This is a genomic window from Promicromonospora sp. MEB111 (genome assembly GCF_030209445.1).
Classification (GTDB): domain Bacteria; phylum Actinomycetota; class Actinomycetes; order Actinomycetales; family Cellulomonadaceae; genus Promicromonospora.
Genome location: NZ_JARVSD010000018.1, coordinates 283,840 through 296,275 on the forward strand (window position 1 = coordinate 283,840; position 12,436 = coordinate 296,275).

The 12,436-nt window shown below is 72.4% G+C and carries 11 protein-coding genes; 7 read left to right on the forward strand and 4 right to left on the reverse strand.

Translation table 11 applies throughout. From position 1 onward, the window contains the following. Positions 1-2: 2 nt before the first annotated feature. Together QRN56_RS22540 and QRN56_RS22545 are read right to left on the reverse strand one after the other, a co-directional pair. The gene (locus QRN56_RS22540; RefSeq protein WP_285107043.1) at positions 3-326 is read right to left on the reverse strand and encodes a ribosomal protein L7/L12; all 324 of its coding nucleotides are present in this window, start codon (positions 324-326) and stop codon (positions 3-5) included. 18 nt (positions 327-344) lie between these two features. Beyond that, complete coding sequence (locus QRN56_RS22545; protein ID WP_285107044.1) at positions 345-1,088, reverse strand: class I SAM-dependent methyltransferase; 744 nt, start codon at positions 1,086-1,088, stop codon at positions 345-347. 147 nt (positions 1,089-1,235) lie between these two features. On the opposite strand from QRN56_RS22545, the gene QRN56_RS22550 reads away from it, so the two are divergent. The 3 genes from QRN56_RS22550 to QRN56_RS22560 are packed head-to-tail and all read left to right on the forward strand — an operon-like array spanning position 1,236 to position 4,659. Beyond that, positions 1,236-1,448 (forward strand): heavy-metal-associated domain-containing protein, encoded by a 213-nt coding sequence (locus QRN56_RS22550; protein WP_285107046.1) that lies wholly within the window; start codon positions 1,236-1,238, stop codon positions 1,446-1,448. Next, entirely contained in the window at positions 1,445-2,401 is a 957-nt protein-coding gene (locus tag QRN56_RS22555; RefSeq protein ID WP_285107048.1) for a DUF8832 domain-containing protein, read from the forward strand. Before QRN56_RS22550 ends, QRN56_RS22555 begins: the two co-directional genes overlap by 4 nt. Beyond that, positions 2,401-4,659, forward strand: a complete 2,259-nt coding sequence (locus tag QRN56_RS22560; RefSeq protein ID WP_285107050.1) for a heavy metal translocating P-type ATPase — start codon at positions 2,401-2,403, stop codon at positions 4,657-4,659. The genes QRN56_RS22555 and QRN56_RS22560 overlap by 1 nt, the downstream gene beginning before the upstream one ends. A gap of 86 nt (positions 4,660-4,745) precedes the next feature. Here QRN56_RS22560 and QRN56_RS22565 read toward each other — a convergent pair whose 3' ends face one another. Beyond that, positions 4,746-5,303, reverse strand: a complete 558-nt coding sequence (locus QRN56_RS22565) for an NADPH-dependent FMN reductase (RefSeq protein WP_285107052.1) — start codon at positions 5,301-5,303, stop codon at positions 4,746-4,748. 171 nt (positions 5,304-5,474) lie between these two features. On the opposite strand from QRN56_RS22565, the gene QRN56_RS22570 reads away from it, so the two are divergent. Next, positions 5,475-5,903 carry a winged helix-turn-helix transcriptional regulator gene (locus QRN56_RS22570; protein ID WP_285107054.1) on the forward strand — a complete coding sequence of 143 codons (429 nt, stop codon included), beginning with the start codon at positions 5,475-5,477 and terminating at the stop codon, positions 5,901-5,903. 37 nt (positions 5,904-5,940) lie between these two features. On the opposite strand, the gene QRN56_RS22575 is transcribed toward QRN56_RS22570, so the two are convergent. After that, positions 5,941-6,501 (reverse strand): TetR family transcriptional regulator, encoded by a 561-nt coding sequence (locus QRN56_RS22575; protein WP_285107056.1) that lies wholly within the window; start codon positions 6,499-6,501, stop codon positions 5,941-5,943. 101 nt (positions 6,502-6,602) lie between these two features. On the opposite strand from QRN56_RS22575, the gene QRN56_RS22580 reads away from it, so the two are divergent. From QRN56_RS22580 to QRN56_RS22590, 3 genes are all read left to right on the forward strand, one after another. Next, the gene (locus QRN56_RS22580; protein WP_285107057.1) at positions 6,603-8,120 is read left to right on the forward strand and encodes an MFS transporter; all 1,518 of its coding nucleotides are present in this window, start codon (positions 6,603-6,605) and stop codon (positions 8,118-8,120) included. A 615-nt stretch (positions 8,121-8,735) separates the two neighbouring features. Beyond that, positions 8,736-9,935 (forward strand): beta-ketoacyl-[acyl-carrier-protein] synthase family protein, encoded by a 1,200-nt coding sequence (locus QRN56_RS22585; protein WP_285107060.1) that lies wholly within the window; start codon positions 8,736-8,738, stop codon positions 9,933-9,935. Between the two features lie 97 nt (positions 9,936-10,032). Continuing rightward, positions 10,033-11,967: a potassium transporter Kup gene (locus tag QRN56_RS22590; RefSeq protein WP_285107061.1), complete on the forward strand. Its 1,935-nt coding sequence runs from the start codon at positions 10,033-10,035 to the stop codon at positions 11,965-11,967. The last annotated feature ends 469 nt before the right edge of the window (positions 11,968-12,436 follow it).

Genomic DNA, 12,436 nt, shown 5'->3' on the forward strand with positions numbered 1-12,436 from the left:
GGTCAGGAGCTGCGGTCGGCGGGACCCTGCTCCGCCCGCCGGTCGACCCATTGCTTCGCCTCGACGAGCCCGAGGCCGGTGGCGTCCCGGTACAGCTTGATCGCCTCGATCCGGCGGTCGGACCAGATGTTCCGGTCGATCTCGGCCAGGGCTTCCGGCGAGATCCCGTCGGCGGTCGGCCATTCGACATCGAGGTGATCGAGGATCAGGTCCAGCTTTCGCTCGACCCGTTCGATCGCTTTCCCGCTCTCGCGCAGGTGCCCGCTGACGGTGATGTACAGAAGCAGCAGGACGACGAATATCGCGACGGGAATGATCTCCAGCATGTCCCGAACCGTAACGGCTCAGCCCCGGCACGCGAGCATGCTGAACGTGTTGGGCACGCGCCCGTCCCAGGCGGCGGCGGTGACGCCGCCCGGGTACCAGAACGGCTCGGGGTGCTCGTGCAGCTCCTCGATCTCGAACCCCGCCCGCAGGCAGGCCGTGACGATGCCCGCGAGCGTGTGCTGCCGCTCCACGGCGCCGTTGCCGGGGTAGGTGTCGTTGACGTGCGCGGGGGCGAAGTACCCGCGGTCGGGGCGCACCCGGATCTCGTCGGGGTCCCAGTCCCACAGCGGCACCAAGGGGTGCGCCTCGTACACGTACAGCCGGCCGCCCGGCCGCAGCAGGCGGTGCGCCTCCGCGAAGAACGCGCCCAGGTCGGCGAGCCAGATCAGGGCGCCCTTGCCGGTGTAGACCAGGTCGGCGCACGCCGCCTCCAGCCCGCTCGCGGGCAGGGTCGCCCGGGTGTACCGGCACGGCAGGCCGAGCTCGTCCGCGCGGCGCCGCGCGCTGGAGACGGCGGCCTCGCTGTAGTCGAGGCCGTGCACGGAGCGCGCCCCCAGGCGTGCGAGCGCGATGTCGTCGAGCCCGTGGCCGCTCATCGGGTGCACCACGTCGGCGCCGGCGACGAGATCGCCGAGGGCGTCGACCTCGGCGGGCAGGAGCTCCGCGGTGCGGGCCAGGGCGAGGTGCTCGGCGTACTCGTCCTCGTACTTGCGCGATGCGACGGCCCAGGCGGCCCGTGTCTCGTTCCCGGTGGCGTCCATCGCGCCACCCTGCCAGGGGCGGCGGGGCCGGCGCAGCACTTTTCTGGCGTGCGCGACGTTGCGCGCGATACCCCTCAGGGGTATATGGTGAGCGACATACGGTTACCCCCTAGGGGTAGCAAGGTATCAACACCGAGAGGCGAGACGATGACGACGAGCGAGTACCAGGTGACGGGGATGACCTGCGGCCACTGCGAGATGTCGGTGCGCGGCGAGGTGAGCCGCCTCCCGGGGGTGGAGCAGGTCGACGTGAGCGCGGCGACCGGCCGGCTCGTGGTCCGCAGCGCCGCGGCGCTGGACGAGGCCGCGGTCCTGGCCGCCGTGGACGAGGCGGGATACGAGGCGGCGCGTCTCTCATGAACGCGCCCCAGCGGCTGGGCCTGTACGGCGGGGGGCTCGCGGCGCTGTTCGCCGCGTCCTTCGCCGTCGCGGGCGCGGTCGTCCCGGAGGCCTCGGTCGTCGCCTGGTCGGCGGCGGCCGGGGCCGACGGTCCGGACGGCATGGAGATGACCGGCGGCGACGCGGGACACGGTGACACGGGCGGCGAGGCGCCGGCCGGCGCCCACGGGCCCGACGGTGCCGGCCCGGCGCCGGTGCGCGGGCTGTCGCTGGAGCAGGACGGCCTGCTCCTGAGCCCGGTGACGGTCCCGGACGAGGTGGGCGAGCGGGGCACGCTCTCGTTCGTGATCATGCAGGCCGACGGCGCCGCGGTGACCGAGTTCGCCACGGAGCACGACAAGGAGCTGCACCTGGTCGTGGTGCGGTCCGACGGCGAGCGGTTCCGGCACGTGCACCCGACGATGTCGCCGGACGGCGTCTGGTCGATGCCGTGGACCTGGGACGAGGCGGGCACCTACCGCGTGCTCGCGGACTTCGTCCCCGAGGCGACCGGCGAGAACCTGACGCTGGGCCGGACGGTCGATGTCGCGGGCCGGTTCGACGCGCGGCCGGCCACGGCGGTGTCGGCGTCCGACACGACCGACGGGTACACCGCGACTCTCACGGGGGACCTGAGCGCGAGCGGGGAGTCGACGCTGACGGCGACCGTCACGCGCGACGGCGAGCCGGTCACGGACCTGGAGCCGTATCTCGGCGCCTTCGGGCACCTCGTCGCCCTGCGCGCGGGCGACCTGGCCTACCTGCACGTGCACCCCGAGGGCCACGAGCCCGAGCCGGGAGCGGTGTCCGGGCCGGACGTCACGTTCCGGACCGAGGCGCCCACCCCGGGCCGCTACCTGCTGTACCTGGACTTCAAGGTGGACGGGGACGTGCACACCGCGCGCTTCGTCCTGGACACGGAGGGGAGGGGCTGATGTCCGGCACCACGTCCCGCACGGACGAGCCGACGACCACGGTCGACCTGGAGATCGGGGGTATGACCTGCGCGTCGTGCGCCATGCGGATCGAGAAGAAGCTCAACCGCCTCGACGGCGTGACCGCGAGCGTCAACTACGCCACCGAGAAGGCGAAGGTCACCGCGCCCGCCGGGTACGACCTCGGCGCGCTGGTGGCCGAGGTCGAGAAGACCGGCTACACCGCCGTCCTGCCCGCGCCTCCCGAGGTGGCGGCGGACGACGACGGCGCGGCCGGCGCGCAGGACCGCGAGCTGTCCGCGCTGCGCGACCGGCTGATCACCACGGTGGTGCTCACCGTCCCGGTGATCGCGCTCGCGATGGTCCCGGCCTGGCAGTTCACCTACTGGCAGTGGGCGTCGCTCGTGCTCGCGGCCCCCGTCGCGCTGTGGGGGGCCTGGCCGTTCCACCGGGCGGCGTGGACCAACCTGCGGCACGGCGCAGCCACCATGGACACCCTCGTCTCGCTGGGCGTGCTGGCCGGGTTCGGCTGGTCCCTGTACGCGCTCTTCCTCGGCACGGCAGGCGAGCCCGGCATGACGCACGGGTTCGAGCTGACGGTCGCGCCGTCCGACGGCGCCGCCAACATCTACCTCGAGGTGGCCACCGGCGTCACGATGTTCGTGCTGGCCGGGCGCTACTTCGAGAAGCGGTCCAAGCGCCGGGCGGGCGCCGCGCTGCGCGCGCTGCTGGAGCTGGGTGCGAAGGACGTCGCGGTGCTGCGCGACGGGGTCGAGGCGCGCGTGCCGGTCGAGAGCCTGGGCGTGGGCGACGAGTTCGTGGTGCGGCCGGGGGAGAAGGTCGCCACCGACGGCGTGGTCGTCGCCGGCTCGTCCGCGATCGACGCGTCGCTGCTCACGGGGGAGTCCGTCCCGGTCGAGGTCGGCGTCGGCGACACCGTGGCGGGGGCGACCGTGAACTCGGGTGGCCGCCTGGTCGTGCGGGCCACGGAGGTCGGGTCGGGCACCCAGCTCGCGCGGATCGCGCGTCTGGTCGAGGACGCGCAGTCCGGCAAGGCGGAGATCCAGCGTCTGGCCGACCGGGTCTCCGGGATCTTCGTCCCGGTGGTCATCGCGATCGCGGTGGCGACCCTGGGCTTCTGGTTCGGCGCCGGGTTCCCGGCCGCGGCCGGGCTGACCGCCGCCGTCGCGGTGCTGATCATCGCGTGCCCCTGCGCCCTCGGGCTGGCCACGCCCACCGCGCTGCTGGTGGGTACCGGCCGCGGGGCCCAGCTCGGCATCCTCATCAAGGGGCCGGAGGTGCTGGAGTCCACGCGCAAGGTGGACACCGTGGTGCTCGACAAGACCGGCACCGTCACCACCGGCCGGATGACGCTCCAGGAGGCGGTCCCCGCCGACGGCACCTCGCGCGAGGAGCTGCTGCGGCTCGCGGGCGCCCTGGAGGACGCCTCCGAGCACCCCGTGGCGCAGGCCGTCGCCAAGGGCGCCACCCAGGAGGTGGGTGACCTGCCGGTCCCGGAGTCGTTCGAGAGCGTCCAGGGCAAGGGCGTGCAGGGTGTCGTCGACGGGCACGCCGTCGTCGTCGGGCGCGAGAGCCTGCTCGCCGACTGGTCGCAGTACCTGCCGGAGGACCTGGCGCGGGCCAAGGCCCGCGCGGAGGGCGAGGGCAGGACCGTGGTCGCCGTCGGCTGGGACGGGAAGGCACGCGGCATCCTCGTCGTGGCCGACCAGGTGAAGCCCACCAGCGCCGACGCCGTCGGGCAGCTCGTGGCGCTCGGGCTCACGCCCGTGCTGCTCACCGGTGACAACCGGGCGGTGGCCGAGCAGGTCGCCGCCGCGGTGGGGATCACCGAGGTGATCGCCGAGGTCATGCCGCAGGACAAGGCCGACATCGTGGCGAAGCTGCAGGCCGAGGGCAGGATCGTGGCGATGGTCGGGGACGGCGTGAACGACGCCCCCGCGCTGGCGCAGGCCGACCTGGGCCTGGCGATGGGCACGGGTACGGACGCCGCCATCGAGGCAGCGGACATCACGCTCGTGCGCGGCGACCTCACCTCTGCCGCCGACGCGATCCGGCTGTCGCGCCGGACGCTCGGCACCATCCGGACCAACCTGTTCTGGGCGTTCGGGTACAACGTCGCCGCGATCCCGCTGGCGGCCCTCGGCCTGCTCAACCCCATGCTGGCCGGCGCCGCGATGGCGTTCTCCAGCGTCTTCGTGGTGGGCAACAGCCTGCGGCTGCGCACCTTCCGCCGCTGACCCCTCGTTGAGTGCGGGATATTCGCCCTTCTGCCCTGCTCAGAAGGGCGAATATCCCGCACTCAACGAGGTGGGTGGGGCTCGGGTCAGGCGTGCAGCGGCTCAAGGGCGCCCGACCAGGCGACCGTCTGGTCCAGCAGCGTGTCCAGGGCCGGGGTCAGGTGCTCGCCCGGCTTGAACACCGAGTAGTTCTCGAACTCGGTGATCAGCGACAGCGCCACCTGCTGGCGCACCGTCGCGACCTGCAGCTCCGCGAGGATGAGGCGGAGGTGCTCCGCGGCGCGAGCGCCGCCCACGCCGCCGTAGGAGACGATGCCGGCCGCCTTGTTGTTCCACTCGCCGTAGACGAAGTCGAGGGCGTTCTTGAGCACGCCCGAGGTGGAGTGGTTGTACTCCGGCGTCACGAACACGTAGCCGTCGAACTCGGCCACCTTGGCGGCCCACTCCTTGGTGTGGTCGTGGGCGTACTGGCCCATGGCCGGGGACATGGGCTCGTCGAGGTGGGGCAGGGGGTAGTCCGCCAGGTCGACGAGCTCGAACTCGGCGTCCGTGCGCTGCGACGCGATCTCGTAGACCCACTTGGCCACGGCCTCGCCGTTCCTGCCGGGGCGGGTGCTGCCGAGGATGATTCCGATCTTGAGCATTGCTCGTCCTTCGCTTCCGTGAGTGCTGTCGGTGGACCCGCCCGGGCGCGGGAACGAACACGGGGCCGGGGTGGTTGGTCCACGTGACACAACAGTGCGGAGACGCGGGTAATCCAGCTTTCAAATACGCACTTTGCAGTTCGTCGGTAACCGGAGAGGAAGCAATGCGGCATGGTGCGGATCTCGCGTGACACGCGTCTGGACAGCCTGGCGGCGAGGATGCCCGGGGGCTCCGACTCGCCGTGCGACAGCGAGACGCACGAGCTGACCCGGGACCTCATGGGCCAGGTGGCCGACCGGTGGACGCTGCTGGTCGTGGCGTCCCTCTCCGACGGCCCGCAGCGCTTCTCCGCCATCCAGGCGGTCGTGTCCGGGGTCTCGCACCGGATGCTCAGCAAGACCCTCCGGGGCCTTCTGCGGGACGGGATGGTGACCCGCACCGCCTACGCCGAGGTGCCGCCCCGCGTCGAGTACGAGCTGACCCCGCTCGGCTGGAAGCTCATGGACCTGGCGCACGGCTTCGTGGACTGGGCGCAGGACCACGGGCAGCAGCTGAGGGAGAGCCGCGCCCGGTTCGACCGGGGGAGCGAGGCGGTCTGACGGCGCGGCGGTCTGCTGCCCGCGCGGCCTGACGGCGTCAGCCGTCCAGCACCGTCAGCGCCAGCAGCCGCTCACGCAGGCGGGCCAGCTCCTCCGGCGTCGGCTCGCCGCCCCAGGCGGGCTGCGCGCTGGCGCCGTCCGCCGCCGCCACCACGAGCGACAGGACGTCCTCGGGCAGGCCGTCGGCCCGCAGGTCGTCCTGCCAGCGGCGCGCGTCGGCCCGGGCCAGGTCGATGACGGCGTCCACGCTCGACAGGTGCGCGATCACCACCAGCGCGTCGCGCGAGGCGGCGGCGTCCAGGGCGCCGTCGATCGAGACGCGCACGTAGGCGCGCGTGAGGCGGCCGGGGGCGGCGTCGTCGGCCGGGATCGCGGCGAGCACCGCCGACCGGAACCGCTCCAGCCAGTCGGCCGCCAGCGCGAGGTGCAGGTCGTGCTTGTTCGCGAAGTGGTACAGCAAACCGCCCTTGGACACGCCCGCCCGGCGCGCGACGTCGTCGAGGCTGGCCGACACCCCGCGCTCGCGGACCAGCCGGCTCGCCGCGTCCAGGATCGCCGCGCGCGTCTGCTCCGGGCTCCTGCCCGCCGTCCTGCCCATGGCCACCCCTCGTGTCCGACGCACTGCCCGGCACGCACTATAGGCCGCGTCACAGGCACCGTCCTAGAAAACTGTACCGGCTAGACGGTACAGTTACGCGGGTGACGGCTCTTGCTCCCCTCCTCTCCGTGCGCCGCCGGTGGGCCGCGCTCGCCGTCCTCGTGCTGGCGGTCGGGCTGCTGGCGATCGACGGCACCGTGCTCTACCTGGCCGTCCCGTCGCTCACCCGCGACCTCGCGCCCACCGCCACCCAGGTCCTGTGGATCGGCGACATCTACTCGCTGGCCATCGCCGGGCTGCTGGTCACCATGGGCACCCTGGCCGACCGGATCGGTCGCAAGCGACTCCTGCTGATCGGCGCGACGGCGTTCGGCGTGGCCTCGGCGCTGGCCGCCTTCGCGCCCGACGCGGAGACCCTCATCGCCGCCCGCCTGCTGCTCGGCGTGGCCGGCGCCACGATCATGCCCTCGACGCTCTCCCTCATCCGCACGCTGTTCCCCGACGCCGCCGAGCGCAGCCGCGCCATCGCCGTGTGGTCCGCCGCGGCGGGCGGCGGGGCCGCCGTCGGGCCGCTGGTCGGCGGGCTGCTGCTGGAGCACTTCTGGTGGGGCGCGGTCTTCCTCGTCAACGTGCCGGTCGTGCTGGTCCTGGTGGTCGCCGGCGCCGTGCTGCTGCCCGAGGCGAAGGACCCGAACCCCGGCCGCCTCGACCTGCTGTCCGTGCTCCTGTCGTTCGCCGCGGTGATGCCGCTGGTCTGGGCCATCAAGCATGCCGCGTCCGAGGGCGTCGACGCGCTCGCGACCGGCGTGCTGGCGCTCGCGGTGGCCTCCGGCGTCTGGTTCGTGCGGCGCCAGAACCGGCTCGCGGCGGACGGCCGCGGCCCGCTGCTCGACGTCGGCCTGTTCAGGGTCCCGGCGTTCAGCGGCGCGGTGGCGGCCAACCTCATCGCGATCTTCGCGCTGACCGGCATGCTGTTCTTCTTCTCGCAGTACCTCCAGCTCGTGCGCGGGTTCTCCCCGCTGGTCGCGGGCGTCGCGGAGCTGCCCGCCACCCTCGCGTCCATCGCGGTGGTGGTCGTGGTGGGCTGGTCGCTCCGGAAGTTCGGCCGGGGCCGCGCCATCGCGCTCGGGCTGGCGGTCACCGCGCTGGGCATGGTCGCCATCGCCGTGGCGGAGGGCGCCGACCACTACGCGTGGCTCGCGCTCGCCCTGGTCCCGGCCGGCCTCGGCGTGGGGCTGGCGATGACGCTGACCACGGATGCCGTGGTCTCCGCCGTCCCGCCGGCCAAGGCGGGCGGCGCCTCGGCGATCTCCGAGACGGCGTACGAGCTCGGCGTCGCGCTGGGTGTCGCCGTGCTCGGCTCGCTCGTCACCCTGGGCTACCAGGGCCGGGTCACCCTGCCCGCGGGCCTGTCGCCCGACGCCGCGGCCCAGGCCGGCGACTCGCTCGCCGCGGCGGTCAGCGTGGCGAGCGAGCAGGCGGCCGGCCTGGAGGCCGCCGTGCTGGACGCGGTGCGGGAGGCGTTCGTCGCGTCGCTGCAGACCACCTGCGTGGTGGCGGCGGTGCTGGTCGCGGTGGCCGCCGTCGTCGCCTGGCGGCTGATCCCGAACGAGCGGTGACGCGGACCTGCACCCGCGCGCAGAAGGGCGCTTCTCGCCGCGGCGCCGGCGCAGCGCGCCGTGCTGGTGGCGAGCGTGCAGGCCTACGCGCAGGCCGAGTTCGCCCCGGACGTGCGCGAGCAGCTCCTGCGGATCTACGAGCGGCCCGGGCGATCGGAGCGCTGGTCCCGGACCGCACCCGCCGTGCCGGCGGGCGTGCCGACGCCGGCCGCGAACCGGCGGCCTGGCACGAGGGTGTCCTCCTCGGACCGGGGAGGGGTGTTCTCCTGGGGATCTGTGCGGTACTTTACCGAACATTGGTAACTTATTAACGTTTACCAGCCGCGTGTACCGCTGGTGCGGCATGCAGGATCAAGGAGTGACCTCACTCGATTGCCAGTGGACCCTGACCAGCGAGGAGATCCGCCACGTCGGGCCGCGGCGCTCGCCCGCGCCCACGAGCTCGGCCTGCTCGGCACATCCGGGCGGCGCGCGGGATCGGTTGACGAATGACCTGATGACCCGCGCCAACTGCAGTCCGCCCGGAGCTCCAGACGTTCCTTGGGAGGAAGTCGTGTCACCTGACAGCGCGAACAGAAGGACCGCCGGCCCTGAGCTCACGGCGGGACGACGAGGATGACCCGGGTCGCGGTGACCGGGTTCGGTGCCCTGACGCCACTCGGTCTCGGGGCCGAGCCGACCTGGTCGGCACTACGAGCCGGACGATCGGGGATCCGGCAGATCGGTGCCGAGATCGCCGACAACGCCCCCGTCAGGATCGCCGGCATGGTGGATCCCGCCTACGTCGAGGCGCTGCCGGTCCGGGAACGGCGCAGGCTCGACCGGGCAGAGCAGTTCACGCTGCTCGCGGGCCGCGAGGCATGGGCGATGGCCGGCCGGCCGGCGGTCGACCCCGACCGGCTGGCGACGGCCATCGGTACCGCGTACGGCGGCATCGGATCGATCGTGGCGAACGAGCACATCAGGGTGACGAAGGGTGCGCGGCAGGTGTCACCTCACCTGGTGACGATGCTGCTCCCGAACGGGCCCGCGGCATGGCTGTCCATCGAGCTCGGGGCGCGTGCCGGTGCGCACGCACCGACCACGGCGTGCGCGGCAGGTGCCGAGGCGCTCGCGACCGGCGTCAACCTCATCCGCTCGGGCACGGCGGACGTCGTCGTCGCCGGAGGCGCGGACGCAGGTGTGACGCCGCTGTCCCTGACCGGGTTCGCCCAGATGCGAGCCCTGTCGACCAACCCGGACCCGGCCTCCGCGTCACGCCCCTTCGACCAGGACCGTGACGGCTTCGTCCTCGCCGAGGGGGCAGTCGTGCTCGTGCTCGAGCGTGAGGACCATGCCCGAGCGCGTGGCGCGGCCGTCCACGGCTACATCGACGGCACCGCCGTGACGTCCGACGGCAGGGACATCGTCAACGCCGACCCCGCGAACCAGGCCCGGACCATCACTCGTGCGTTGCGCGACGCCGAGGCCGAGCCGGCCGACGTCGGGCTGGTCCACGCACACGCCACCTCGACTCCCGCGGGCGACCGGAACGAGTCCGATGCGCTGACCGCCGCCGGGATCGCGGCGCCGGTCACCGCCACGAAGTCCATGACGGGACACATGCTCGGGGCAGCCGGAGCGGCCGGGACGTTCGCCGCGCTGCAGGCTCTCCGCCATCAGGTCATCCCGCCCACCGTGAACACCGAGACCGTCGATCCGGAGATCCCGCACGACATCGTCACCACCGTGCGCGGAGCCGACATGGGCGTCGCGTTGGTGAACTCCTTCGGGTTCGGAGGGCACAACGTCGCACTCGTCGTCAGAAGCCGGTGAGCGGCACGCCTCCCACCGGTTCGTGCGGGACCGGTCCGGGTGTTAAGAAACCGTCAATGCCGCGCGTCGCACGCGTGTTGCGCCTTAGGTTCCACAGGTGACTACTGCAATCCGCCCGCCCGGCCTGGTCCCGCGACCCGCGGAGGCCCTGCGGCTCGCCGTCGTGGTCGGCGCCCTCGGCGTCGTGTTCGGCGACATCGGCACCAGCCCGATCTACACCCTCCAGACGGTCTTCAACCCGGCGGACCCGCACCCGGTGCCGGCCACCACGGAGAACGTCTACGGCGTCGTCTCGCTGATCTTCTGGTCGGTGATGCTCATCGTCACCATCACGTACGTGCTGCTGGCGATGCGGGTCGACAACGACGGCGAGGGCGGCATCATGGCCCTGATCACGCTGCTGCGCCGGTGGGCGAGGAACGGGTCGACGCGGACCACCCTCACGCTGGCCGGGCTCGGCCTGTTCGGCGCCGCGCTGTTCCTCGGGGACAGCATGATCACGCCGGCCATCTCCGTGCTCTCGGCGGTCGAGGGCCTCAAGATCATCAACCCCGAGTTCGAGGGCTGGATCGTCCCGGTCACCGCCGTGATCATCGTGATCCTCTTCGCCGCGCAGAAGTTCGGTACCGCGGCCGTCGGCCGGCTGTTCGGCCCCGTGATGATCACGTGGTTCGTCGCGATCGGCGCGTGCGGCATCTGGGGCGTGGCCAGCGAGCCCGGCATCCTCAAGGCGCTCTCGCCGACGTACGCGCTCGGTTTCCTGGCCGGCCGGTTCGACCTGGCGTTCTTCGCGCTCGCCGCGATCGTGCTGTCCGTGACGGGCGCCGAGGCCCTGTACGCCGACATGGGCCACTTCGGCCGCCGGCCGATCTCGGTCGGGTGGATCTTCCTGGTGCTCCCGGCGTGCACCCTGAGCTACATGGGCCAGGGCGCGCTGATCCTCCAGGACCGTGCCAACCTGTCGGCCCCGTTCTTCCTGCTGACGCCGGACTGGGCGCTGATCCCGATGGTGGTCCTGGCCACCGCCGCGACCGTCATCGCGTCCCAGGCCGTCATCACCGGCGCGTTCTCGGTGACGGCCCAGGCCGCGCAGCTCGGCTACCTGCCCCGGCTGCGGATCCTGCACACCTCCCGGTCCGAGCGCGGCCAGATCTACGTGCCGTGGATCAACTGGCTGCTCATGGTCTCGGTGCTCACGCTGGTCTTCGCGTTCCGCAACTCGGCCTCGCTGGCCTACGCCTTCGGCATGGCCGTGACCGGCACCATCACGATCACGACCACCCTCTTCTTCTACGTGGCCTGGAAGACGTGGAACGTGCCCAAGTGGGTGCTGGCGTCGATGGCCGCCGTGCTGCTGACGATCGACCTGCTGTTCCTCGCGGCGAACCTGACCAAGCTCGTGCACGGCGCGTGGCTGCCCCTCGTCATCGCGGTGACCGCGTTCACCGTCATGACCACCTGGCAGCGCGGGCGCGAGGTCGTCACCGCCAAGCGCGAGGCCATGGAGGGGTCGCTGCGCGCCTTCGTGGACGAGCTGCGGACCCGCAGGGCGCCGGTGCAGGTGGTCAGCGGCACGGCCATCTTCCTCAACCGCGGGAGCGAGACGGCGCCGCTCGCGCTGCGCGCGAACGTCGAGCACAACCACGTGCGCCACGAGCAGGTGGCGGTCGTGGCGGTCGACGTCGCCATCGTGCCGCGCCTGACCGACGAGGAGCGCGTCGTCGTCGAGCACCTCGGCGAGGGCCGGGACGGCATCACGCACCTCACCGTGCGGTTCGGGTACGACGAGCGGCCGGACGTGCCCGCGGCGCTGGCCCAGCTCGGGCCGGAGGACACCGAGGGCCGGCTCGACCTGGACAACGCGACGTACTTCCTGTCCCGCATCCAGCTCCGGCTCGGCAAGGAGCCGGGGATGCCGGCCTGGCGCAAGCGGCTGTTCATCGCGACGTCGTACATCACGGCGGACGCCGCCGAGCACTTCAACCTGCCCCGCGACCGCACGGTGCTGCTCGGCTCCCACGTGGACGTCTAGGCGCGTCCCGGCGCTGCCGGTCCGGACTCTCAACCTCGACCTGAGGCCGAGTCCGGGCGAACTTTCAACCTCAACCTGAGGCTGAGCCTGGGGCGAGGTGGTCGAGAACCGCTCCGGGTGACTGTTCGAACTCGGGGTGTGTTGCTCTGTGTGGACGATGTCGACGCAGAGCAACACACCCCGAATTCGCATGCGCCCCCAGCGGGGCGTCGGTGGCCTTCGATGTAGCTCGCCCGGTTGACGGAGATACCCCCTAGGGGTATATATGGAGTACGCAGCCCCATCGGGCATGCACTGCTCAACCCAGGAGCGACCCATGAACGAGCCACACCAGCACTCCACCGCGCAGCCAGTAGCACCCGCCCCGGCCGTGCCCGACGAGCACGCGCACCACGACCACATGTCGCACGAGGGCGCCCACACCGAAGAGCACGCCCACACCGAAGAGCACGCCCACACCGAAGAGCAC